The 24,502-nt window shown below is 58.1% G+C and carries 23 protein-coding genes and 1 rRNA gene; 8 read left to right on the top strand and 16 right to left on the bottom strand.

The features are described from left to right. Window positions 1-17: 17 nt before the first annotated feature. From H7B67_RS29120 to H7B67_RS29075, 10 genes are all read right to left on the bottom strand, one after another. Window positions 18-833 carry a phospholipase D-like domain-containing protein gene (locus tag H7B67_RS29120; protein ID WP_185123421.1) on the bottom strand — a complete coding sequence of 272 codons (816 nt, stop codon included), beginning with the start codon at window positions 831-833 and terminating at the stop codon, window positions 18-20. A gap of 153 nt (window positions 834-986) precedes the next feature. Continuing rightward, entirely contained in the window at window positions 987-2,087 is a 1,101-nt protein-coding gene (locus tag H7B67_RS29115) for a Gfo/Idh/MocA family protein (RefSeq protein WP_185123420.1), read from the bottom strand. A 22-nt stretch (window positions 2,088-2,109) separates the two neighbouring features. Further along, on the bottom strand, window positions 2,110-2,829 hold the full coding sequence (locus tag H7B67_RS29110) for a ThuA domain-containing protein (RefSeq protein WP_185123419.1): 720 nt from the start codon (window positions 2,827-2,829) through the stop codon (window positions 2,110-2,112). Between the two features lie 4 nt (window positions 2,830-2,833). Continuing rightward, window positions 2,834-3,883, bottom strand: a complete 1,050-nt coding sequence (locus tag H7B67_RS29105; RefSeq protein WP_185123418.1) for a LacI family DNA-binding transcriptional regulator — start codon at window positions 3,881-3,883, stop codon at window positions 2,834-2,836. Window positions 3,884-4,007: 124 nt separating this feature from the next. Further along, window positions 4,008-4,982, bottom strand: coding sequence for an aldo/keto reductase (locus H7B67_RS29100; protein WP_185123417.1), 975 nt, complete (start codon window positions 4,980-4,982; stop codon window positions 4,008-4,010). 119 nt (window positions 4,983-5,101) lie between these two features. After that, window positions 5,102-7,114 (bottom strand): LTA synthase family protein, encoded by a 2,013-nt coding sequence (locus H7B67_RS29095; RefSeq protein ID WP_185123416.1) that lies wholly within the window; start codon window positions 7,112-7,114, stop codon window positions 5,102-5,104. 208 nt (window positions 7,115-7,322) lie between these two features. Then, the gene (locus H7B67_RS29090; RefSeq protein ID WP_185123415.1) at window positions 7,323-9,359 is read right to left on the bottom strand and encodes an MMPL family transporter; all 2,037 of its coding nucleotides are present in this window, start codon (window positions 9,357-9,359) and stop codon (window positions 7,323-7,325) included. Further along, window positions 9,356-10,516 (bottom strand): FAD-dependent oxidoreductase, encoded by a 1,161-nt coding sequence (locus H7B67_RS29085; RefSeq protein WP_185123414.1) that lies wholly within the window; start codon window positions 10,514-10,516, stop codon window positions 9,356-9,358. The genes H7B67_RS29090 and H7B67_RS29085 overlap by 4 nt, the downstream gene beginning before the upstream one ends. 13 nt (window positions 10,517-10,529) lie before the next feature. After that, window positions 10,530-11,231 carry a methyltransferase domain-containing protein gene (locus tag H7B67_RS29080; RefSeq protein WP_185123413.1) on the bottom strand — a complete coding sequence of 234 codons (702 nt, stop codon included), beginning with the start codon at window positions 11,229-11,231 and terminating at the stop codon, window positions 10,530-10,532. Further along, complete coding sequence (locus H7B67_RS29075) at window positions 11,228-12,400, bottom strand: type III polyketide synthase (protein WP_185123412.1); 1,173 nt, start codon at window positions 12,398-12,400, stop codon at window positions 11,228-11,230. Before H7B67_RS29075 ends, H7B67_RS29080 begins: the two co-directional genes overlap by 4 nt. Before the next feature lie 157 nt (window positions 12,401-12,557). On the opposite strand from H7B67_RS29075, the gene H7B67_RS29070 reads away from it, so the two are divergent. Further along, on the top strand, window positions 12,558-12,980 hold the full coding sequence (locus H7B67_RS29070) for a hypothetical protein (protein WP_185123411.1): 423 nt from the start codon (window positions 12,558-12,560) through the stop codon (window positions 12,978-12,980). A gap of 93 nt (window positions 12,981-13,073) precedes the next feature. Here H7B67_RS29070 and H7B67_RS29065 read toward each other — a convergent pair whose 3' ends face one another. Next, on the bottom strand, window positions 13,074-14,063 hold the full coding sequence (locus tag H7B67_RS29065; RefSeq protein WP_185123410.1) for a Gfo/Idh/MocA family protein: 990 nt from the start codon (window positions 14,061-14,063) through the stop codon (window positions 13,074-13,076). Between the two features lie 132 nt (window positions 14,064-14,195). Further along, the gene (locus H7B67_RS29060; RefSeq protein ID WP_342592646.1) at window positions 14,196-15,083 is read right to left on the bottom strand and encodes a helix-turn-helix transcriptional regulator; all 888 of its coding nucleotides are present in this window, start codon (window positions 15,081-15,083) and stop codon (window positions 14,196-14,198) included. Window positions 15,084-15,218: 135 nt separating this feature from the next. Here H7B67_RS29060 and H7B67_RS29055 point away from each other — a divergent pair, with 135 nt between their 5' ends. The 5 genes from H7B67_RS29055 to H7B67_RS29035 all read left to right on the top strand — a co-directional run bounded on the left by H7B67_RS29055 (window position 15,219) and on the right by H7B67_RS29035 (window position 19,186). Continuing rightward, window positions 15,219-16,601: an MATE family efflux transporter gene (locus H7B67_RS29055; protein ID WP_185123408.1), complete on the top strand. Its 1,383-nt coding sequence runs from the start codon at window positions 15,219-15,221 to the stop codon at window positions 16,599-16,601. A 97-nt stretch (window positions 16,602-16,698) separates the two neighbouring features. Then, the gene (locus H7B67_RS29050; protein ID WP_185123407.1) at window positions 16,699-17,349 is read left to right on the top strand and encodes a metal-dependent hydrolase; all 651 of its coding nucleotides are present in this window, start codon (window positions 16,699-16,701) and stop codon (window positions 17,347-17,349) included. Between the two features lie 61 nt (window positions 17,350-17,410). Beyond that, window positions 17,411-17,587 carry a TRADD-N-associated membrane domain-containing protein gene (locus H7B67_RS29045; protein WP_185123406.1) on the top strand — a complete coding sequence of 59 codons (177 nt, stop codon included), beginning with the start codon at window positions 17,411-17,413 and terminating at the stop codon, window positions 17,585-17,587. A 145-nt stretch (window positions 17,588-17,732) separates the two neighbouring features. Beyond that, a complete protein-coding gene (locus H7B67_RS29040; protein WP_185123405.1) occupies window positions 17,733-18,788 on the top strand; it encodes a M23 family metallopeptidase in 1,056 nt (351 codons plus the stop codon). After that, window positions 18,785-19,186, top strand: coding sequence for a bactofilin family protein (locus H7B67_RS29035; protein ID WP_185123404.1), 402 nt, complete (start codon window positions 18,785-18,787; stop codon window positions 19,184-19,186). Before H7B67_RS29040 ends, H7B67_RS29035 begins: the two co-directional genes overlap by 4 nt. Here H7B67_RS29035 and H7B67_RS29030 read toward each other — a convergent pair. Then, entirely contained in the window at window positions 19,183-20,034 is an 852-nt protein-coding gene (locus tag H7B67_RS29030; RefSeq protein WP_185123403.1) for an ATP-dependent DNA ligase, read from the bottom strand. The genes H7B67_RS29035 and H7B67_RS29030 overlap by 4 nt on opposite strands. A 134-nt stretch (window positions 20,035-20,168) precedes the next feature. On the opposite strand from H7B67_RS29030, the gene H7B67_RS29025 reads away from it, so the two are divergent. Both H7B67_RS29025 and fabV read left to right on the top strand, forming a co-directional pair. Further along, complete coding sequence (locus H7B67_RS29025; RefSeq protein ID WP_185123402.1) at window positions 20,169-20,378, top strand: alpha/beta-type small acid-soluble spore protein; 210 nt, start codon at window positions 20,169-20,171, stop codon at window positions 20,376-20,378. 179 nt (window positions 20,379-20,557) lie between these two features. Next, entirely contained in the window at window positions 20,558-21,748 is a 1,191-nt protein-coding gene (gene fabV / locus H7B67_RS29020; protein WP_185123401.1) for an enoyl-ACP reductase FabV, read from the top strand. A gap of 69 nt (window positions 21,749-21,817) precedes the next feature. On the opposite strand, the gene H7B67_RS29015 is transcribed toward fabV, so the two are convergent. The 3 genes from H7B67_RS29015 to rrf form a co-directional block, all read right to left on the bottom strand. Further along, a complete protein-coding gene (locus tag H7B67_RS29015; protein ID WP_185123400.1) occupies window positions 21,818-22,801 on the bottom strand; it encodes an aromatic ring-hydroxylating dioxygenase subunit alpha in 984 nt (327 codons plus the stop codon). 21 nt (window positions 22,802-22,822) lie between these two features. Beyond that, on the bottom strand, window positions 22,823-23,971 hold the full coding sequence (locus H7B67_RS29010) for a BMP family ABC transporter substrate-binding protein (RefSeq protein WP_185123399.1): 1,149 nt from the start codon (window positions 23,969-23,971) through the stop codon (window positions 22,823-22,825). 259 nt (window positions 23,972-24,230) lie between these two features. Beyond that, a 5S ribosomal RNA gene (gene rrf, locus H7B67_RS29005) occupies window positions 24,231-24,347 on the bottom strand. Between the last annotated feature and the right edge of the window lie 155 nt (window positions 24,348-24,502).

Here is a 24,502-nt window from a genome sequence, read left to right as displayed (position 1 = left end):
TCTCCGTCTCTTTTCCTTTATTGCTGCGCCTTCCGGAAGCCCGCTTCCTCCGCCTCCCGCTCCGTGCAGAACATCTGCTCGGCTTTTGTTCTCTCGTACTGGGCTCCTCCGGGGACATGGTAGATCTTATCTCCCTTGGAGTTGATATTGCCTTTGATCTCCGGGTTCGCGCAGGATGCCGGCGCCGCGGATTCGGCATCCCCTTCCTCTTGCTCTTCATCCCTGCTCTCCGCCTTCGATTCGTCCATCGCGATCGTTGGGGCAATCGTCTCGAAGCGGTCTTCGTCCGTCCACATCGCATCGAATTGTTCTTCGAAGGAACGGGCGATATCGGCATTGCGGAAAATCACGAAGATCTCGTCGTTCGTCGTGCTTGCGGATTTCGAATAGTTGAAGGAACCCGTCGTGGCGGCCGCCCCGTCCACGATCGTCATTTTGAGATGCATGAGTCCGCTATGGCTGTTGATCTTCATCGGGATGCCCGCGCTTCCGAGCAGCTTGAGCGCTTCCTTCTGAGACTTGCCTCCCGATTGGATCTTATCCGTGATCAGCCGGACGCCGACGCCGCGCGCCTTCGCGTCCTTGATCGCTTGCACGATGTCCGGGTACGTCAGGCTGTAGATGGCGATATCGAGCGTCTCCTTCGCTTCGCCGATAAGAGAAACCAGCTGCTGCTCCGGGTGCTGGTCGGCTTGGGTGAACGCCCATTCCACCTGATTCCCGCTCAGCGCGGCGGCGTCCGCCTCCGGCTTGCCCGTCATCTCCCCGGCGGCGCAGCCGCTTAATAGCAACCCAACGGCCAGCGCCAAGCCTCCGATTTTCCACTTGCGCATTCTTTCGATTCTCCTTAGATGGTTTTCATGGATTAACCTAACTTATCCCATCTTCCTCGTCCTCGTCAATCGGTTTATCGACGCTTCGGAACAAGAGAAAAGACCGGATGGCGCCGCCATCCGGTCTCTCTCTTGTCTCGCTAACGCTCTCTCTTAGTCCAGAGCGAAATCGCTCAGTCCCGCCGGAAGCGGAGCCGGGCGCTCGCAGGAGCTCTTCATCGCGTAATGCGTTCCGCTCCCGGAGGCGGCGTGGAAGCCTTCCATGGCTTCCAGCACATGATAGGCGAGCGCTCCGTTCGCCCGGTGCGGCCGGCCGTCCCGGATCGCCTTGGCCATGTCCGCCGCTCCGATGCCGCGGGCGTTCTCCGCGCTCCCGTGCGTAAGCGGGATGTCGGTCCACTCCCGCTCGCCGGCCTTGCGCAGCCGGATCGTGCCGCCGAAGTTATTCGGGTCCGGCACGAGCAGAGAGCCTTCGCTGCCGTAAACTTCGATCCAGGGGAGCGTCGAGCCTCCCTTGACATCGAAGCTGGTCAGAATCGTGCCGATCGGTCCGGAAGCGAAATCAAGGATGCCCGCCACATGGGTCGGCACTTCGACTTCGACTTTCTCCCCGGCTTTCGGCTTGCTCGTAATCGTTCTCTCCGGGAAGGAGATTCTCGCGGATCCGGTCACCCGGGAAATCGGCCCCAGCATCGAGACGAGAGCGGTCAAATAATAAGGCCCCATATCGAACATCGGCCCGCCGCCCGTGCGGTAATAGAACGCAGGATCGGGATGCCAGCTCTCGTGGCCGCCGCTCATCATGAACGCCGTCGCCCCGATCGGGGTGCCGATCTTCCCTTCGTCGATCAGCTTGATGCAAGACTGGATGCCGCCTCCGAGGAACGTATCCGGAGCGCCTCCTACCCTTAGCCCCTTCCGCTCGGCGGTCTCGAGAATCCGTCGCGCTTCCTCGCTTGTAACGGACAGCGGCTTCTCCACGTAGACGTGCTTGCCCGCTTCCAACGCTTGAATGCAGACGGACGCGTGCGCCTGCGGAATGGTCAGGTTGATGACCAATTGGATGTCGTCCGACGCCAGAAGCTCCTCCACCGAGCAGCCCCGGATTCCGTATTCGGCCGCCCTTGCCTTGGCGCGTTCCACGTCCAGATCCGCGCAAGCGACGATCTCCATGGAGTCGAAGCGGCTCCCGTTCTTCAGATAAATTCCGCTTATGTTGCCCGTACCGATAATGCCGGCCTTAATTTTCCCCATGTGCCTCTCTCCTCGCCCGCGATTAAAGTTGGCTGTCCGCCATGCCCGTGTAAGCTCCCGAGCTCTGAGACCCGGAAGCCGCCGCCTTGCCGTCTGCGCACCAGAGGAACCCTCGGCGCATCAGCTCGGTCACGACCGGCATCTCGATAATGTTCGCCTGATGGCCGAGCGAATTGTAATAAACCCGTCCGACGCCCCACCGCTTCGTCCAGACGACCGGCATATCGACGGCCTTGTTCAGCGAATGGGGGCCAGGCGCCGTCGGGAACCGAGTCGTCGCGAGAACTTCGACGGCCGGATCGACATGAAGGTAGTACTGCTCGCTCTTCACCGCGAAATCATCGATGCCTTCGGTCAGGGGGCTGGAGCCCGCCTTGATGTTCACGGTGTATTCCACGCCGTCGTTGCCCGGATGAGCGACCCATTGTCCGCCGGTCATGAACTGCCAATCCACGTTCTCGCGGAACGAATCGCACATTCCCCCGTGGCAGCCGGCAAGACCGACGCCCGCTTGAACGGCGGCCGATACGTTGTTCACCCAAGCCTGCTCGATCTTCCCCATCGTCCAGACCGGCACGATCAGATCGAGTCCCATCAGCTTCTCCGCGTCCGCGAAGGCCTCCAGCGTATCCGATACCTCGACCTCGAAATTTTCCTTCTCCAGTGTCTTTCGAAATAACTCCGCTACTTCCTTCGGCTGATGGCCATCCCATCCGCCCCAGACGATAAGCGCTCGTCTCATGTCTCTAGCTCTCCTTCGCAGTTAAACTTGATTGCCGAATGACAAGCGAGGTCGGCAGAATTTCGATTCGGCCGGCCTCGGCCTCCGATCCCCCGGCCTTCGCCGCCGGCGACAGCTCCCGCATCAATCGTTCCGCCGCCAGCTTCCCCATCTCGTAAAAAGGCACGCGAACGGTCGATAAAGGCGGATCGACGAACGCCGCCGCGTCGGAATCGTCATACCCGATCACCGGCAGGCGACCGGGAACGGGAACCCCCGCTTCCTTGAGCCCTTGGATCAATCCGATCGCCATCCGATCGTTCGAGCAGGCGACGGCATCCAGCCGGTCCAAGACTCGAAGGATCGCTTCCGCCGCCTCGAAGCCGCTCTTCCGGCTGTAATTCCCTTCGAAGAGCAGGCGCTCGTCGAACGGGATGTCTCTCTCCCGGAGCGCCCGGCGGTAGCCTTCCAGCCGATCCCGGCTGTTCGAATAGTGGGGCGAGCCGTTCAGGAAGCCGATGCTCCGATGCCCGCGATCCAGAAGATGCTTCGCCGCCAGATAGCTTCCTTGCACGTGATCCGCGAGCACGGACGGGATTCCCGGATTCTCGTATTTCTGATCGATAACGTAGAAGGGCATATCCGAGTCCGCCATTGCGGAGATCGACCGCTCTTCCTCGGGCAAGGAGGTCGCTCCCAGCACCAGGCAGGCATCGATCCTCGACGTGCGAAAAAGCGACAGGTAATCGAATTCCGCTCCGGGCTCCCGGTACAGCAGCAAAAGTCCCATGCCCGCTTCCTGTACCGCCTCGCCGATGCCGCTAAGAATTTCCGAGAAATAGAAGGTCGAGAACAGCCTTACCTTCGGAACGTGCGGCAGAACGACTCCGATATTCCCGCTTCTCCCCTTCGCGAAGCTGGAGGCAATCGCATTCAGCTGGTAGCCAAGCCGGTCGGCCGCTTCCAGTACTTTGCGGCGCGTCTCTTCTTTAATAGGACCGACGTTGTTCAGCACCCGGGATACGGTCGCTTCGGAGACGCCGGCCAGATCGGCCACTTCTTTGCGCGATGCCATTGGGAAACCGTCTCACCTCGTCTTCATTCCAAGCTTATGGACAAGCTCTTAATCCGGATTTCAGTTAGTGTACGCGCGTACATTATCTCATTTCCTTTTCCTGCGGTCAATAGAATTTAACGGTCTATTGGAGATCGTTGTCCAAATAATCGAGCTGAGCGGGCGTCAAGCGCAGGGCGGCCGCTTGCATGCTCTCGCGAAGCTGCTCCAGCGTGTTGCAGCCGATTATCGGCACGGTGGGAAAAGGCTGGCTCGTCAAATAAGCAAGCGCCAATTGACCGATGGGCACGTTCAGTTCCCTGGCGAGCTTCCGCGCTCTGGCGAACCTCTCCACGTTGGTCTGCGACCGATACTGGGGAGCGATCCTGTCGTCGTCCCAAGCATGCGTCCCCTTGTCCCACTTGCTGAAGACGCCTTGCGCTTGGGACGAATACGGAACGGCCGTCAGCTCCGCGGCGCGGTGAAGCTCCATCGTCTCCCGGTCCATCGGAACGAGCGTCGGATCCTGAAGACCGGCGCGATCGGCGACGGGCAGGCTCCACATCATCTGATTGCCGACGAACCCTTGAAGCCCGTGTTGAGCGGCATATTGCTGCGCTTCGCGAATTCGGGCCGCCGTCCAGTTCGAACAGCCAAAATACCGGATCGAACCCTCGCGTACGAAGCCGTTCATTCTCTCGACGATCTCCCCGACGCCCCGGCTCTCGTCGTCGCGATGAAGCCAGTACATATCGATGACATCGACCTGCAGGCGGCGAAGGCTTCCCTCGAGGTCTTCCCGCAGATCGCCGTCGGACATTCTCGAGACCGTCATCGATTCGAACAGGGGGTGAGCTCCTTTGGTCGTGACGAGCAAGCGGTCCCGATTGCCCCTCTGCTTCATCCAATCGCCGATCGTCGTCTCGCTGATGCTCCTCTCCGCGTCGGGCAGCCAGTTCGCATACACCTGCGCGGTATCCACCATATTGCCGCCAAGCTCCTCGTATTCGTCCATCAGGCGAAACGACTCCTGCTTCGAGATCGTGCTGCCCAAGTTCGCTCCCCCGAGCCCGATCGGGCTGCTGCTCAGATCGGTGCCGGTCCAATGCACTCTTGTCATCGGTATCCTCCTTATCGCTTTGCGATAAAATCGTTATGATTGCATTATATCTCCATTCGGCTTGCTAACGCGAATAAACTCCGAAGCCAAAGGCTCCGGAGCTTACTTGCAGCGATTTATTATTCCGCAGGCGTTGCTTCGGCCGATGCGGAAGGCGATTCAGTCGCGACATCGTCGGTACTCGCGGCGTCCTCGGTGCTAGCGGCATCCTCGGTGCTAGCGGCATCCGCGTCGTTCGCGAATTCCACGGCATTCACCGGCGCGTCGGACGGATCGGCCTCCGGCAATTGCTTCACGAAGCTGTCCGACATCTGCAGCAGCTTCAGCGCGTTAAGGTACTCCCATTCGTCCGATCCGGTCGTCGACTCGCTGTTGTCTTCGATCGAGTAATGAATGCCGTCCTTGTATTCGATACCCGGAATAAACAGCTGCGTGTCGTTGATGAACGATCCTGTCGGCAGGAAGTGTCTCATCGGCAGCACGTTCGAAGTCTGATTCAGCAAATCCTGTCCGAAGTGGATTTGATTGTCCATCGAGACGCCGAGCAGGTTCGCCACCGTCGGCATGATGTCCACTTGAGCTCCCGTCGTCTTGATCTCGCTCGGATAGGTGACTCCCGGAGCGTGCATGATAAGAGGGATGTTCAGCACTTCGGTATAGTCGTAGTCCTTGCCGAGAATATTCTTGAGATAATCCTTCTCTTTATCGTCGATCAAGAACTTGCTGATTCCTTGATGGTCGCCGTACAGGAGAACGACGCTGTCATCCCACAGGCCGCTCGATTTCAGATCGTCGATGAACTGACCCAGAGCATAGTCGGCGTAGTTCTGGGATCGGATGTAGTCGCCGACCAGCGTGCCTTCCAATTCGTCCGGCAGATCCATCTTGTACATGCTCTCGGGCAGGTGGAACGGATGGTGGGCCGTCATGGACAGAATGTGCGAGTAGAACGGCTGCTCGCTCTTGTCCATCTCCTTCAGGACGTCGATCGTCTTGGAATACAGAACCTCGTCGTTGGCGCCGAAAGCCACGTGTTCGTCTTGATTGTCGCCGTAGAAGGTTTTGTCGTAGTACTTCTGGAAGCCGATCGCCTTATACAGCTCCGTGCGGTTCCAGAAGCTGACGTCGTTCGTATGGAACGTAGCCGTCGAATATCCGTTCGCTTCAAGCAGCTTCGGCAAGCTAGGCAGCGCCTTCTTGACGTAGTTCTGGATAGCGGGCTCGTTCTTCGGAACGTAAAGCGAAGTGTTGACCGTATATTCCGCGTCGGAGGTCGTTCCCGCTCCCGCGCTCGTGAAGAATTGCGTGAAGTGGAAATTATCCGCCGCCAGTTTATTCATGTTAGGCGTAATCTCTTGGCCGTCGATCTTAAGGCCGATCAGGAAGTTCTGGAACGATTCCATCTGGATGATGATCAGGTTCTTGCCCTTGTCGGCGCCGTAGAACTGCGGGTTGGCCGGCTTGGAGATGCCCTTGAGTCGGTCAATCGCTTCCTGGGTGATCTCTTCCTTCGGAATGATCTCCTCTTCCTTCGTCGTGTCGTTGACGATCGTGTACACTTCGTAATTAAGAATGCCCATCTCTTCGGCTTTCTTCGTCTCGTTCATGCTGGCATGGTTCGGCCAGATGTTGAAGATGCAGAGCGCGACGGACAGAATGAAGGCACCGAGCAGGACCCGGCGGTTCGTGCGCTGCATGCCCATCGCCTTCATCTTCGCGATGCTCTTCGGACGGAACATGAAGAAGGCGGCAAAGATGATAATATCGATGAAGATCAGCAGGTAATAAGGATCCATCAACGAATAAGTGCTTTCCCCGACCTTCGTTACTTTATCCGCTTGGCCAAGGGCGTGATAGGTGGCGATGACTCCGTAATACTTGTAATACATAAGCACCGCGAAGTAGAGCAGCGTAATCAGGAAGTTCGCGATCATGTAATACAGGACCTTTCTCTTCGTCGCGAACCACTCGATGAAGCAGAAGACGATCCAGAAGACCGGAATCTCCGTGAGCAGCGTCGTCCAAGAAGGACCGTTGTCGAACACGACGAACCACGCCAGCGCACCCTTAAGAAACAGAATGACGGTGAAAAATATAAACAGCTTGCTCTTTAATTCTTTAAATAACGCCATTTTCGCATCTCCTTTCTTGCGCGCGCATCAAAAACAGGCTGATTGGAATAATGGCAGCCTGAGTTTTTTACGACTTTTCTTAGTTGAATTTACATAGGCGAACATTTGATAGACACCATTATGCTACGGTTAAATTCATTTGTCAAAAAGAAACTTATGCCGCGCCTCGGAATTTATCGACTCTTTATAGAGTCTTTAGGGAAATAGCTCAAAAATACCAATTCCAACGGCCGAGAAGCTTCATCCACGTCGGGACCAGCAGCATCCGAACGAGAGTGGCGTCAAGCAGGACGGCCGCCGTCAAACCGACTCCCAGCTGCCTTACGCCGGCCACGTCGCCCCAGGCGAATGGCAAACAAACCGCCGTCATGATGGCAGCGGCGGAGGTGATCATCGGCCCGGTCGCGGCGAGTCCTTCAAGGACGGCCCGGTCGTTATCGCCGGTGCGTCGATAATTCTCCGCGATGCGCGTCAGCAGAAATACGCCGTAATCCATGCTGATCCCGAAGGCGAGGCCGAAGACGAACACCGGAACGACGACCGCGATTCCCTCTTGAGGCATGCCTAACAAGCCCCCTTGGAACGCCAAGGTAACGATCCCGAACGCGGCCGCGATGGCGAGAGCGTTCATGAGGACCGCTTTAAAAGGGATAACATAAGACCGAAACGCCAGCAGCAGCAGAAAATAATTCGTGAGAAGCAGCGTTGGGATCGCCTTTTTTATTCCCCGCGCTATCTCGCTTAGAATCTCTTGCCGCTCGACGGGTTTGCCCGCCAAATAGATATTCAATTCATAGGGGGCCTGCCGCAGTTCCCGCACCCAAGCGGCGGCTTCCCCGGATTCCGCCCGCGCCCCGATCCATACGTTCAGCCACGCCCGATTCCCCTCTCCGTTCAGGGAAGGAGCGCCGGCGAACAACACGCGGGGATCTTGTTCCACCGCGCGATACAGGCGTTTCCATTCCGAGAGCTCCTTCTCATCTAATGCAGCATGCCGGCTTTGTGCGACGATTTTGATGAAAGTGGCCCCGGGAGGGAGAAAAAAATCGTGGATTCGCCCAGCCGCGACCCTGGATTCGTTGTTCGCCGGCAGCGAGGTTTCATCCGGAATGACGACGTCCATCCGAAGGACGGGAACCACGCAGAGCAGGAGCAGAACCGTTCCGGACAGGGCCAGCCGGAGCGGCCTCTTGAGCGTCGCAGCTCCCCATGCGCGCCAGAAGCGGCGCAGCGGGCTTGTGCCGCCGCCTCTACCGATAACGGATGCATCCATCCGAACCAGCAGAGCCGGAACGAGGGTCAAAGAAGCCGCGGCGGCAACGATCAGCACGATCATGGCGCTCAGAGCGACGCTGTTGAACACGGGAAGCCGAATCCAAAGCGTGCTGCCGAGCCCGGCCAAGACGCAAAGCGTCGAGAGGACGATGGAGCGCCCCGCGGTCTTCATCGTCCTCTCGAGAGCTTCGCGAGCCGAATGGCGTCGGCATTCCTCCCGGTACCGGCTGACGAGCAGCAGAGCGAAGTCGATGCACAGGGCAAGTCCCACCATCGGAACGACGCTTTGAACGAAGACGGAAAGTTCGAAGCGCGTTCCGATTCCGCGAAGAACGGCCATCGCCAACACGACGGACGCCATGCCGGCCGCGATCGGGAGCAAGGCGGGAAGCACGCCTCGAAGTGAAAAGCACAAGATCGCGAAAGCGATCGGCAGCCCGATTCGCTCCGCTTGCCGAATATCCAGACGGCTGGACTCGTTCACGTCTAGTTGAACGGCCGCTTGCCCGGTAATCGCGATCCGATAGACTCCGGACTCGTTCAAGCCCGCTGCCCAGTCCCGCAGCTGAATCACCGCGGGACCCTGCTCGTCCTCCTCTTGCCGAAAAGAGAACAAAACCGCCCGGTAGCGGGAGCGCGCCTCCTCCGCCCAGGGCTCTAGCTTCTCTATTCGAACGAGGCCGGCCATCGCGGGGAGTTCGGCAAGGGCGGCCTCGACGCCGGCTTCGAACCGTTCTTCGTTGGCCGGGACGAGGCTCTCGAAGAGCGCCGCCAGCGGTTCGCCGGAGACGCCCTCGTCTTCTCTCCACAGCTTCTCCGCCTGCTCCTCCGAACCGCGGACCGTCAAGCCGGGTCCGGCCAGCACCTCATGCAGTCGCCCCGCATGCCCTCCGGCGAGCAGGAGCGCAAGCAGCCAGCCGAGAACGATGAGAGTCGAATAACGATAAATCCATTCGGACGGTCGCTTCATGTCGGCTTGGCGGGCAGAGCAAGGCGAGTGGCGCGGAACGCCGCATGGGCAAGCTTGGGAGACGCCGCTCCCAGTCTCAGGAGAAGCCGCGCCGCGGGAGGACGAAGGAACCCGGCCTGAAGCCGTCTTCCCCACCTTGCGGGTTTCTCCAGCTCCTCTTTTACCAGACGGACGTATTCGCTTTGCCAATCCTCCATGGAGATCTCGCCGCGAAGGTAAGCGTCCGCAAGCGGAGCGCAGCCTTCCGCCGATCGAAGAGACATCGCCATGCCGTCGCCGCAGAGAGGCGGAATGACAAGCGCGGCGTCGCCCAAGAGCGGATAATCTCGCCAGGCGGCGGCCTTGTCCGACGTCCGGATCGGGGCGGCCGAACGCTCCGTCTCCGCCAAAGGCAGCGCCCCCTCGAATCGGCGGGCGAACGCCGGATTGCCTTCCGCCGCCAGCTTAAGCCAGCCAAGCGGACCCTTCGGCGCCTTCTGCGCAACGGAGAACTCGACAAGGGCAGCCGCGTTCGTCAGGCCGTTTCCTATCGGGGCAAGACCGACGTAGCCGCCTTTGAAGAAGTAAAGCTCCACCGCTTGCCGGTTCTCCAGCCCTCTCGCATGAACCTTCCACCCTACGCCGCGAAAAGCCCGTTGCGCCCGGTCGGACGTTTTTCCCGCCAACGCCGGAGAGACGTTTCTTCCCCACGCCCCGAATACCGTCCTGGCTTCGAGTTCCGCTTCCTCGTTTGCTTGAGTTCTTACCCGAACGCGATAGCCGCCCGGCTGCGCGCGAACCGAGAGCGCCGTCGCGCCTCCAAGCCAGGTCGCTCCCGCCTTCGTCGCTTCCGTTCGGAGAGCCTCGTCGAGAAGCTGCCGGCTTACCCCGACGGAAGGCGCGGGCAGCTTCAACTCGAGAGCGGCTCCGCCCGACGAATGCAGGCTTACCTTGCGAATCGGCTCGGAAACCAAGCGATCGACCGTCTTCTCCAGACCCAAGCCGCGCAAGCTGTGCCGAGCCTCCGGCGACAGGAATTCGCCGCAGGCTTTGTGGGCGGAGCCTGTCCGCCGGTCCAGAAGAAGGACGTTCCAGCCTCGCTTCGCCAGCGAGTAAGCCAGGCTTGCCCCCGCGATGCCCGCCCCGAGCACGACGGCATCGTACATTCCCGATTTCATGGCTTTCGCCCCTTTATTCGCGAATCCAAACGGAATATCGATAGAGCGGTCGCCAGGAATACCGGAGCGTCCCGGTCCCCAAGCTTCGGCTCAGGCGCGTCCAATCGGAGGAACGGAACCCTTTCGCCACGGACAAAGGGCCGTCGTTCCGAATGTATCGATTGCGGGAGAGGAGCCGGGTCGCCGCGAAGACCGCGAGCCAAGGCACCACGCTGCGGTGGATATCGGAGATCACGACGCCGCAGCGGGAGATCCGGAGCAGCGCCCGGACAAGGCCCGTTAATTCCTCGTCCGAATAATGATGCGCCACCTGGCTCGCCGTGACGACGTCCGCCCGAATCCCCCGCAAGGCGAAAAGATCCGCCCTCAGAACCTCGATCCGCGGCTCGTCCCGGTACAGCCTCCTCGCTTCCGCGCAGGCTTCTTCCGTCCGGTCGACCAACCGAATCGACAGCTCGATCCCTCTCCGCTCCGCCCAACGCAGAAGCGCCCGGTTTATGTCTCCCGAGCCCGCGCCGACGTCCATCACCGTCCAAACTGACGGTTTTCCCGCTTCCTTCCATAGCTTGTCGACCCCGTAGAGGGCCGGCCCGGACGCCCCGAACAGCCGGTTCAACCGGCGAAGATGGCGGTGAGCTTCCCTCAGCTCCTCTCCGCCTTGGTTGAAGTCGTCCATGAGTTCCGGTCTGGCGGAACGGTTGCGGAGCCCGCTCATTCTTTCTCCCGCCCATCGGCACCGGCCAGGACCAGGCGCCCCGCATCCTCAATGCAGCGGCGGGCGCCGGGAAGATGGCGAATCCGCAGCATTTCCGCGCTTACCCCGGGTCCGAAGGCCAGAGCAACCCCATCCCGAGGCTCCCTCTCGCCTTGAGCCAGCAGCCGCTCTCTTAGATGTTGAAGCACGAACAGCAACGTCGCCGAAGACAGGTTGCCGTAATTCCGCAGCACCGCGCGGCTCGCCGAAGTATCGTCCGGCGTCAGCCCGAGAGAGCTCTCCAACGCATCCACGATTCCTCTCCCCCCGGGATGAATCGCCCACAGCTTAATCTCCTCGAGCGGACCGAGCCATTCGCTTACCTCACGGGGAACATGCTCGCCGATCAGCTTGGGAATCCGGGTGGACAAGCGGATATCGAAGCCGAACGAGCCGATTCTCCAGGAGATCTCCTCTTCGGAATCGGGAAGAAGGAACGTCCGCTCGTCCCCGAGCTCGTACCATCCGCCATCCCGCCTGGACACGACGCAAGCGGAAGCCCCATCCCCGAAGAAAGCCGACGCGTACAGAGCTTCTCGCGAGGCCGATGGCTGCAGGTGCAGCGTGCACAGTTCTACGCAAACGATCAGGACTACCCCCTCGCTATCCGCCTCGAGGAGGGAGCGCGACAATCGAAGGGCCGTAAGTCCTGCCGCGCAGCCAAGGAAAGTGAGCGGGTACCGATTTACTCGCGACTTAAGCTTCAATTCCTTGGCCAGATGAACGTCGAGCCCCGGCAGGAACATCCCCGTGCAGCTCACCGTAACCAGGTGCGTCACTTCCCCCGGACTCATGCCGGATTCGAGGAGAGCCCTCCCGGCGGCGTCGGCGGCCAGCCGTACCGATTCCTTCTCGTATATCCTCATTCTCTCGGATGTGGACGGCACGCTAATCCGATCGCCGCTCTCCACATAGCGGCACAGCTCTGCCTCTTCGAGTAGATTCGGCTCGCAGGTATATCGGGTGTCGACCCCGGATTGCTTAAATATCCGTCTCGCCCACCTGGCGGTATCCCCCATCCCCGCGAACGCGCGGGCCAAACGCTCCGACACTTCGGACTGCTCCAGACGGTGAGGCGGAATTGCGGTTCCGATTCCGTGAATGGCGGCTCGGCCGACGGCATGAGTCATACGGTTCACCTTCCTATGAACGGCTCTTTGTACTTGTCCGATTCTTCCCACCAATATATGAGCCCTGCGTCGCGATTATTCTTCCGGCCAGGAATTCGGGAACAACTTGTCGAATGGGTAAGGATGTAGACGCACATCAAAGGGAGGTTCCGAACCGTTGAAGTTTCTTCGAGCGTTTTTGCCCGCCTTGTCGGCTGTCTTGCTGCTCACGGCCTGCAACGACAAATCCGAAACCCAAAATGAAGCCGTATACCTAGGCAAAGGGGAGGAGTGGCTCGCCACTTACTCTCTATTTAAGGTGAATCATTCCTGGTTCGATTCCTTATATATTCAGAACATTGGCGAAGACAGGGGATCGAAGATCGGGCCGATCGAGTATCGGCTCATCGGCGGGGAAGGCTTCGAGATGGCGAGTCAGTATCCGCTGGAACTCCAAGGAGTGAGGAGTCTTCACGTTTCCTCCGAGATGAACGCCGATTTCTTCACCATCCATCCCAACGACGAAGGTGTCTTTGAACTCTCGATCACGAAAACCGACGGGCAGACCGAAACGTTAGCCTTAAGCGCGATCACGCCATGAACAAATCCCCAATACACCTCCCGGTATAACAAAAATAAAGACGGAGGCGGGTCCCTCTAAAGGATCCGCCTCCGTCTCTATAGGGTCTTGCCGTCAGGAACGTTGATCCGCCGGATAAACGAGTCCCATCTGCCGTCTCGCTTCGTCCATCACTTCCATGGAAGACAGCGAATTCGCGTGCGAGTTTATTTTCGACTCCAGCTCTCCCGCTTCGATGAGCCGGAGGAACTCCTGAAGCTCGTACATCATGTTATCCGCATGCTGGGGCACGGACACCTCTTCCGTTCTTCCGTCCCGGTACCGGATTTCCACCTTCTCCGGCGTGCTGATTTTATCGATCAGCAGGCTTCCTTCTTCCCCTTGGATCTCGCTTGGCACGTAGGAATTGGAGATCTTGGAATACTGGAGGACTCCTTCCATTCCCTCGTATTTAAGCAGCAAGCTTCCTTCGCCGTCGACGCCCGACTCGAGAAGAACGCCGTTCGCCTTCACCTCGGACGGCTTGCCGAAGAGGACAATCGCCGGATAAACGCAATAAATGCCCAGATCCATCAGAGCTCCGTTCGAGTACGCCGGGTTGAACGCGTTCAGCACCGTTCCGGCGCGATAAGCGTCGTAACGCGAGGAGTACTGGCCGTAGTTCGCGAAGTATCGTCTGACTTTGCCGATCTTAGGCAGATTGTCGATAATCGCTTGAAAGTTCGGAAGCAGCGTCGTCTTCATCGCTTCCATGAGAAGGACGCCGTTCCGCTTGGCGGATTCGGCCATTCTCCGAATCTCCGCCGCGTTCGAGGCAAGAGGCTTCTCGCACAGAACGTGAATCCCGCGATTCATGCAGAGAGTCGCGTGTTCCTCGTGATGGCTGTTCGGAGTCGCGATATAGACCGCGTCGATCGCCCCGCTCGCCGCCATCGCCTCCATATCCGTGAACGCATGGGAAGCCCCGTGCTTCGCCGCGAATTCCTTCGCCTTCTCTTCCGTGCGGGAATACACGGCCGTCAGCGCGAACCCTTCGACCTGCTTGGCCGCTTGCAGGAACGCATCCGTAATCCAATTGGTGCCGATAACGCCGAATCTGACCATATGATCGACCTCTTTAATCTGTTATTGGGATGATAGCTAAGTCTTTGCAGGGTGTCTTAGCATCTGCGTACTATCATAACACCAGGGAGAAGGGCGAGCCAAATTGTCTTGTTCAAGGGGTTTCACCTTGGCCTACCCTTCAAAATACTGCTTCCGGTAATTCCGAGGAGACATCCCGACTACCTTATGGAAGCAAGAGCTGAAATAAGGCGCCAGGTTGAATCCCACCTCTTCCGCAATGCGGGCTACGGTCATATCCGTTTGAAGCAGAAGCAGCTTGCTCTGTTCGATCCGGTAGCGGAGAAGGTATTCCGTCGGCGAGCAGCCGTATTCCTGCTGCATGCAGCGGGCGATATATACCGGATGGAAGCTGAGGCCGTCTCCCAGCTCCTTGGCCGAGATCTCTTGCCGATAATGCTTGCGCAGGTAAGCCGCCGCCTGCTCCGCGCACGCTCTTCCCGGCGAGGAACGATGCGGCGCCGTCGATTCGGCGAGCAGCCCGATCAGCTCCTGGAACAGAACCTGCTGCTCGAACCGCGCCGAGCTGAGATGCGTGATCGGGGCCAGATCGATCAGCCGATACTGAACCTCTTCCACTTTCCCGGGATGGGCCGCCTTGACGAACTGAGGCAGGACTAGCGGGAACGACGGCGCCGTGAACGCATCGAGGCCATCCGGCGCCGATTGAAATTCCGATCCCCCCGCCGATTCGGAAGCCTCCAACGGCCTCCAGCTTCCCGTCGTCTGAAAATGCAGCCAGAAGTAACCCGTTCTAACTTCGCAACCGGCGCTACCATAATGATAACGATCCGGTCGAAGAATAAAGCCGTGGCCGGCCTTTACCTCGTATGTCCGTTCCTCTTCTCCGATGTACAAGCAGCCCTCGACCACGAACAGCAAATCGAACACCCCGATGTTTTTGCGGCTGACATGCCTCTCCGCCGGTTCGGAAATCGTGTATCCGCTTGCAATGTAGTGAGGAAGCGGAGGAGCCGTTAATTGCAGCAGACTCAAGGCCACCCCTCCATCATTCAGGTTTGGATTTTATAACTTTCCGTTTGAAAAGTGACACACGCGATTCGTCTTTCCATCTATAATCGCATTGTTTCCACTTATTTTATCACATCGCCGGCTAACATCGTGGGGGTTTAAATCATGAAATCATTGGACCGCAAATTTTCCTTATGGACACTCGCTTGGCCCGTCTTTATCGAGGTGCTTCTCCAGACCATGCTCGGAACGGTGGACACCGTCATGGTCAGCCGGATCTCCGACGATGCCGTCGCCGTCGTCGGTTTCTCCAACCAATTGTTCAATGCCCTTACCACCCTCTTTACGACCATCGCGGCAGGAGCCGGAATTCTGATCGCTCAGAGGCTCGGCTCGCAGCGGCCGGAGGATGCCCGTACCCTCGCGGTCATGTCGGTCACGGTCAGCACGGCGATCGGCCTGCTTATCAGCTTCGTTCTGTTCTTCGAGTCGCGATCCATTGCCATGCTTCTCGGTTTATCCGAAGAGCTGTGGCCTCTGTCGGATACCTACATTTCTTACGTCGGAGGCGGGATGTTCCTGGCCGCCATGACGGCCGCGCTCGGCACCGCGATCCGCAACACCGGCAACACTCGCGGGCCTATGTATACCGGAATCTTCATCAACCTGGTGCATATCGTCCTGAATTACGGGCTGATTTTCGGCAAAATAGGGTTTCCCGAGTGGGGGCTGACCGGAGTAACGGTGTCCGATAACGCGTGCCGTCTGCTGTCCGTCTTTATTCTGCTTTATATGTTCCGCCACTCCTTCGAGCGGACGATTCGCCTGCCCGATTACCTTAGGTTCGATCTCAAGCTGTTTAAGGAGATTCTCCGAATCGGATGGCCGATGGGCGTCAACATGAGCTGCTGGGTATTCTCCCAGCTTGCGATCTATTCGTTCCTGGCGATGCTTGGCGCCAAGGAGCTCGCGGCCCGAACGTATATGAACACGTTGGAATCGTTCTGCTTCATGCTCGGGTACGCGTTCGCTCTGGCCGTTCAGATCCGGATCGCCTACCTGTACGGGGAGTCCCGAACGAAGGAGGCTTACGCGGCCGCGTACCGGGCGCTCGCATTCGGGCTTCTGCTCGTCTTGGCGAACGCGTTGCTTCTATATTTAATAGGAAGACAAATGCTCGGACTGTTCACGTCGGATCCGGAGATCGTCGCGATGGGAGTCTCCCTTCTCGGACTGAATCTGGTGCTGCAGCCTGGGAAAATGCTCAATATGGCGTTGGGGAACGCGCTGAACGCGGTAGGAGATACCCGGTTTACGATGTACATCTCTCTCGGCTCTCTCGGAATCATCGCCACCTTCTGCTCCTATTGGCTTGGCGTCGGGCTCGGCTGGGGGCTCATCGGAATCTACTGGTGCATGATCGCGGACGAATACGTCCGAGGCGCTTTGTCCTTATGGCGGTGGAGGGGCAAAAAATATTTAAACCGGGCCGAATCGAACCGCGTTCCGGCCGGCTCCGGACACTCCATGCCTTCCGTTTCCGTATAAATGGCGCTTGAGCGCGATCCCGTGTATAATAGACTGCGGCAAACATACGTTCTCTTCGGGAGAAAACGCAACGTTGTCAGTCAACGGGAGGTGTTCGATGAAAGGCTCTACTCATCTTGCCATCGGGACGGCGATCGGAGCGGTCGCATCCGCTTATTATCCGTTCCACCTTCAGAATGCCGTCTGTTATGTGGCGGTAGCGGCGGTATCCGCATTAAGCCCGGATCTCGACGGGACCAGTCTTCTCAGCAGCAAGCTCGGGAAGCTCTCGCACTGGGTTCGGGAGTCGGCGTTGTGGACCGGGGTGCTGTCGTCCCTCGTTCTTGCTTATTTCTTTTTCGCCGAACGCGTCTTCTACCCGAAGTACGCGATCCTGACCGGATCGCTTGTCCTGCTCGGTCTCATTATGAAGGAAGGGGCGCTGCGCAACGCGATGGTCAGCCTATGCGGGATCGGCCTTCTATATGCCGGATGGTCGAACGGATGGAACTGGCTCATGGGACTCGGCGTATTCGTCGCTTGGGCTCCGTGGCTGAATCATCGCGGCTTGACCCACACGGTATGGGCCGTCGCGGCTTGGGGTTGGATCGCCGCCGGACTGGAGAGCCATTTGGCTATCGAAGGGATCACTGTCGTCGCCATTGCCGGCTATTTGTCCCACTTAGCGGCGGATACGCTCACCCCCAGCGGCGTGAAGTGGCTTTACCCGATCTTACGCAAATCGTTCCGATTGCCGTTCCGTTTGTAAGATAAGCTGTCATTATGGGGCCTTCATACGGTAAAATAGAAGAAAAACCCCGAGGTGTCGCATGAAATCCAATCCTTTGCAGCTAGCCGTGTTAGGTTTAATGGTATTGATCTTCGGAATTATCGATATGATCATGATTAATTTGACGGTCGGCATCGTTCTGACCGTCGCGGGAGTCGTTGTCGCGTCGGCCGGTTGGAATCAGCATCGGAAGAACAAAAGAAGCAGCAATCGATAATGGAATCGTGAAGGCCCGCCGAAAAGCGGGCTTTTTTTTATTTTTTCTCAATTTACGGAATTATTTAATAACTTTCGAAAGGATTATATCTCCTTCTGTCGAACCCTATTTCTGACCATGTAGCTCATGTGACAGGAGGATCGAGATGAGATGGAGCCGTAACAAGATTACGTTCGTTCTCATTCCGGACGCAAGCAGCCCGGTTCGGCGAATAGCCGTTCCGTCCTATATGTTGGCGATAGGCGCAACTCTAATACCCATCCTGATCATTCTGCTCGTTCTGGCCTGCCTCATGCTTTATCGTCATTACGATGCCAATGCCGATCAGTTGGATTACCTGGAACGGAAGATGAACGATACGTCCTCCCGGTACGAAGAGATTGTTGCCGACAAGAATACGAGCATCGATTATCTGCAGACCAAAATCGTCGTTCTAACCGAACAAGCCTCCGCCATCCAGCGGCAGCTCGACGACATGGACGCGCTGGAAGCGCAAGTGAGGGAGCTGATGGGATCTTCTTCCGATGAGGAACGGGAGGATGAGGTTCGCGCGAGCCGGCTGGACGATTCCGCGCGTTCCGTTGCCGCCATTCGAGAGAAGGCTCTCGCGGACGTTGGCATGGGAGGCGAAGACATCCCCGCGACGGACGAGGAATTCCAGCGGTATTTGGACTCTTCCGGAGCGAAAATCTCTTCCCTTGCCCCTGCTCTAGATGCTCTAGAGCAGCGACTTCAAAACATCAAAGAAGATGTTCACGAGGTTCAAGAGAAGCTTGACGCCACCCCAAGCGTATGGCCGACGGACAGCCAAGAGATTACCTCCAGGTTCGGCGTCCGGCTTGACCCCTTCACCCGCCGCGCCAGATTCCATTCGGGAATCGATTTCTCGGGCAACGTGGGAGATCCCGTCTATGCGTCGGCCGACGGCATCGTCACCTGGTCCCGGAAGGATTCGGCCGAGGGCAACAACATCAAGATCGATCACGGCAACGGCTTGGTAACCCGTTACCTTCATCTCAGCAAGCTCATCGCCGAAGCCGGCGATCGGGTGGAGAAGGGGGAGCTGATCGGCGAGCTTGGCAATACGGGCCGCAGCACGGGTCCCCACCTGCATTATGAGGTCATCCAATACGGCACGGCGGTCAACCCTTTGCCATACCTGCCTTCTAATCCCAATAAAGGAAGCGAGGAATTCTTATGATCGGCAAGAAGTCGAAGCTTGATCCGAGCAAGACCGACACTTTAATCGGCGAAGGTACCGTCTTTGACGGGAAAATCTCCTCTCAGGCCAGCATTCGCCTGGAGGGAGAAGTCAACGGAGATATCGATTGCGAGGGAGACGTCATTATCGGTGAGAAAGGCTTGGCCCGCTCGAACGTCACCGCCCGCGATATCGTACTGGCGGGCAGGATCGCCGGCAACGTAACGGCCAAGGGCAAGCTGATCATCAAGTCGTCCGGGGTTCTTCAGGGAGATTTGCAGGCCGCGGAGCTGTCCGTCGAGCCCGGAGGCGTCCTCCACGGAACGAGCCGAATGGAGATCAAAGGCGTTGCCGAGCCGGCTCCGGCAGCCGCTATCCCCCAATCCTCCGCCGTCTAAACGGCGAAACGAACGAATTCCGGATCCGCCGGCGCCCCGTCGGGGCGCCGTTTCGCGTACCTCAAGACGGCCTCGATCACCGGCTTGACGTAGACGAAGTCCTTATCTTCCCCGGTTGCCAGAACCTTAGCCACCCCGTAGAAAGCTTGACGATAGGCCGCGGGAACCGAATCCGCCACGATGCCTCGCCACTCCTCCCCATGCTGAACGAGCCACCCGAACTGGTTTTTTCGATAGGCCGTAATTCGCACGTTCAAGTAACGGTAATTCCGGATGCCCAGCCAGCTCCGGCTTCGTCCGCTCCGATACGCGCTGCGTTTGTCCTTCGCGACGATCCCTTCCAGCGTGCTCCTTCCCAAAGCTTCGAACAGGGCTGCGCTGTCGCCGTCTAGATAAGGCATAAGGCTGTAATGTAGATTCCCCGCCAATGCTTCGTTCAGCAGCCGTTTTCTTCGCTCCAGCGGCCATTCGCGTATGTCCTCCCCTTTGTAGCGCAAAATATCGAAGACGAAGTAATGGACCGGGCACTTGATCGAAGCTTCCCGGATGTCCATCCTTTTCCTCATTCGATACCGCTTCGCGAGAAGATCGGGATTCATTTTCCCGGTGTCCGGGTCGATTGCCGCGATGACGCCGTCGAGCACGACATCCTCCCCGTCCGCGACGGGGACGAAATGCAGCTCGGGATATTGGGAAGTCAGATCGAAGCCATGGCCGGAAAAAAGGCGGACGTGCCCGTGCTCCATCGAGAGAAGGAGGCGCTGGCCGTCCAATTTGGGTTCGTATATGTAGTTTTCGTCCAGGATCGGCTCCTCGAGTCCGCCCATCCGCATAGGAGCTAGATACATAGGTCCCCCGTCCTTCCGTGAGCTTTCTGATCCTCTCATTGTAGCACCCCCCGGCGGCGAATGGACCCGGTAACTTTATGAATAAGAGGGAAGATCGCTTCGCATAATATTGCCAGAAGGTGGAGGTGATTCAAGTGGCAGACAATCGCAATCAGCTCATCGTTCCTCAAGCCCGGGCGGCGCTAGAGCAATTGAAATTCGAAGTGGCTCAAGAGCTCGGGATCGCAATTCCGCAAGACGGCTATTACGGCAATATGCTGACTCGCGACACCGGTAGAATCGGCGGACAAATCACTCGCAGACTCGTCCAGATTGCAGAACAGCAGCTTGCTGGCCGCCCTTAGTCCATAGAACAGGCGAATCGCCCGTTAAGGAAGCCTCTTCCTTGACGGGCTACTCTCCGTTAGCCGACCATGAAGACGTTTCCCAATCGGACAAAAATTCGGTAAAATAAAGGAAGGTTGCCAAGAACGGATCAAACGGCGCCTCCATTCCCGAACGTCTGAGAAAGGATATGTCTAATATGATCATTCAACCCAAAACGAGAGGCTTCATCTGCACGACCGCGCATCCCGAAGGCTGCGCAAGGCAAGTTCAGCGCCAAGTGGACTATGTCAAGTCGCAGCCGGCCATCTCCGGTCCCCGCAACGTGCTCGTCGTAGGCGCTTCGACCGGTTACGGCCTTGCCTCCAGAATCGTTTCCTCCTTCGCGGCCGGAGCGAATACGATCGGCGTCTACTTCGACAAAGCCGCGGAAGGCTCCCGCACCGCTACCGCCGGCTGGTACAACTCGGCGGCGTTCGAGCAAGCGGCCCAAGCGGCGGGCGTCAAATCGTACAGCATTGTCGGAGACGCTTTCTCCGACGCGATCAAGCAGCAAACGATCGAGCTCATTCGCTCCGAGCTCGGACAAGTCGACCTCGTCGTGTACAGCGTCGCTTCCCCCCGCCGCACGCATCCCGCGACGGGCGAGACTTTCACCTCCGTCATCAAGCCGATCGGCCCGTCTTATTCGAACAAGACCGTTAACTTCCATACGGCGGAAGTGTCGATCGCGACGATCGAGCCGGCCACGGAAGACGAGGTTCGTCAGACGATCGCCGTCATGGGCGGCGAAGACTGGCAGATGTGGATCGATGCTCTCAGCGAAGCCGGCGTGCTGAGCGACGGAGCCACCACCGTCGCTTACTCCTATATTGGACCTGAAATCACCCACGCGGTTTATCGCGAAGGAACGATCGGCCGCGCGAAGGACGACCTGGAAGCGACGGCAATCCGCCTGAGAGAACAGCTAAGCGCCAAGGGAGGCCGCGCTTTCGTCTCCGTCAACAAAGCTCTCGTTACCCAATCCAGCTCGGCCATCCCGGTCGTTCCGCTCTATATCTCCGCCTTGTACAAGGTCATGAAGGAGAAGGGCATCCATGAAGGCTGCATCGAGCAGATGTATCGCCTGTTCTCCACTCGCCTATACGGCGTAGGCGAGACGGCGACCGATTCCCGGGGCCGCATTCGCGTCGACGACCTGGAGATGCAGGAGGACGTCCAAGCGGAGGTTGCCGCTATCTGGGAGAAGCTGTCCACGGACAACATCAACGAGCTGACCGACATCGCCGGCTACCGCCGCGAGTTCTTCCAGCTGTTCGGCTTCGAGACCGACGACATCGACTATAATGCCGAAGTCAATCCCGAGGTCGATATTCCCAACCTTCGCTAAAAGCGGCAAAATCCCGGGAGACTCTGATCTCCCGGGATTTCTGTCTGGTATGGAGCTTTCCGTGGTTGGTTAATCCGTTCCGAACGTAACGCCCAGCTCCTTGAGTCTCCGGCGGTAGGCGATCGCGACCCGGTCGCATTTGAGATGCAGTTCGGCTTGCAGATCGAGCGGGAGCAGCTCCGGCTTCTGGTTCTCGACGATCAGCTTGTCCTGGACGAGCAGCGTATTCTGGAAGTCGACGAACACATGGTCGGGAATATCCTTGCCGTAATTGCGGAGCTGCAGCATGAAAGCCGTGCAAGTCGTCTCCGATTCCGGCAGAACGAACAGGAACAAGTGGAACAGCTCGTCGGATCCGTCGGCCGTCTTGATAAGCCGAACTCCAAGCGGAGTGAAGATCTCGTAAGTGTACCGGCTGATAACTCCGTGTCCTCGTCCGTCCGGATCGGGTTGATAGACCTCGATCTCGGTCGAACGAAACACCCCGTTTTCCTCTACCATGCTGTAGTCGTTGATCTCCGGGAATTCCCGGTCGCCGAGCAATCCGTCATGGACGAACATCAGATGGGAGACGTCGAGGAAGTTCTCGACCACGCGCGGCCCGGAGGCTTGAACCGGATAAGGACCCATGCGCAGCGCGATCAGCTCCGGATCGACGAATTCCTCGTAGAGAGGGATCGGCCTTCTTGGCTCGCCTAGACAGACCCACACGAAGCCCAGGCTCTCGCAGCAGGAGAAGGTCGGCGTCTTCGCTTTGGTCGGAATCGCCTGTCCCTTGGGCATGGCGGGAATGCAGACGCAAGCTCCGCTTTCGTCGTACTCCCATCCGTGATACGCGCAAACGATTCGATCCCCTTGGACTCGGCCCAGAGACAACGGCACTCCTCGGTGAATGCACAGATCGCGCATCGCTGCGACTCCTTTGGAGCTGCGGTACAGGACCAGCTTCTCCCCTAGTACGCTTACCCCTTTCGGCTTCTCCCCGATCTCTTCGGAGAGCGCGACCGGATGCCATTCGTTCCAGAGCGCCGGATCTTGAATGGATTTCTGCATGCCTTTCGCCTCCGTTATCCGTTAGCTCGGAATGGTGCCCTTAACGCCCTTCACGAACCAATTCATGTTGAGAATTTCGTCATCCGATAACGATTGTCCGGACGGCTTCACTTCCTTGCCCCTTTGATCGACCAGAGGCCCGCCGAAGACGTCGATTTTGCCGTCGATCATCTCTTGCTTCAGTTGGCCGACCAGATCCTTCACGTCCTGCGGCACGCTCTTGCCGAGCGGAGCCATATCGACAAGCCCTTCCTTCAAGTTCCCCCAGTAGCTCTCGGACTTCCAGGTTCCGTCGATGATGCTTTGAACGTTGCGGTCATAATAAGAGAACCAGTTGTAAACGGTATTGGAGATGTAATAGTCCGGCGCATACTTGTTCATGTCGGAGTCGTTGCCGATCGAGTAAACGCCGCGCTCCGCCGCCGCTTGAATGCCTGCCGGGGAGTCTTGGTAGTTCGCCAGCACGTCCACGCCCGAATCCAGCAGGCTCACCGCCGCTTGGCGTTCGATCGTCGGATCGTACCAGGTGTTGGACCAGACGACGTCGACTTGGACGTCCGGGTTCACGCTTTGAGCGCCGAGCGTGAAGGCGTTGATCGTATAAATGACTTCGGGAATCGGGTAAGCCCCTACGTAGCCGAGATGATTGTTCTTCGTCATCTTGCCTGCCGCCACGCCGACGAGGTAGGCCGTCTCGTACGCGCGTCCGGCGTAGGTGGACAGGTTCTCCGCCGTCTTGTAGCCGGAAGCGTGCAGGAACTTCACCTTCGGGTATTTGCTTGCCACGTTGACCATCGAATCCATGTAGCCGAAGCTCGTTCCGATGATGAGATCGTGATCCTGAGCAAGCTCTTCGAACACGCGCTCCGCATCGGCGCCTTCCGGAACGTTCTCGACGACCGTCGCCGTGAAGCCGTACTTCTTCTCGAGCTCGATGCGCGCCAGATCGTGCTGATAGGTCCAACCGCCGTCTCCCGGCTCGCCGATATAGACGAACGCGACGCGCGGCAGCTCCTTCTCGGCGCCGGCGGACGGCGAAGCTGCCGAAGATGCCGGTGCCGACGAAGATGGCGCTGCGGATTCCGAAGCGTTGGAATTGTTGTTGCCGTTTGAACATGCGGTGACGATTAGCACTAGCGCAAGTACGAGGAACAAGAATCCTTTTTTCATAGCTGGTCTCCCCTTATCGTCTCTGTTTGGTCTTGAAATCAGGCTAATACTAGCGGCAATCGGCACTCACGTCAACAATATTGACGCAGCATTGGCTTGATTCACAGAGACACTCGTTCCCATTGTGGAAGATGCCAAGGGGCAATAAAATTCATGTCATCTATATTGACACAGATTAGACTATGCATTGACTATTTTGGGGATCGAAATTTATGTATGCAAAAAAGCACCCATCGCTGGGTGCTTTCTCTGCTTGTCGGCTTGGCAACTTCCTACTCTCCCAGGACCCTGCGGTCCAAGTACCATCGGCGCTGGAGGGCTTAACGGTCGTGTTCGAGATGGGTACGCGTGGAACCCCTCCGCCATCATCACCAAACCTAGCGCGACGAAGTCGTCGCTTCGCTAGGGTGCAGGCAGCATTGCGAAGCAATGCGTTGCAGCCGTAGCGTTATTCAAAGCTTGCGCCTTGATAACCGGATACGAAACGAATTAGCGTTCATTAGAATCTTTCTTGCCATGCTGGCTGATTAG

Origin of the sequence: Cohnella thailandensis (genome assembly GCF_014212135.1) — a bacterium.
Classification (GTDB): domain Bacteria; phylum Bacillota; class Bacilli; order Paenibacillales; family Paenibacillaceae; genus Cohnella; species Cohnella thailandensis.
Note: the sequence above shows the minus strand (reverse complement) of the source record. Positions and strands in the feature narration are given on the sequence as shown.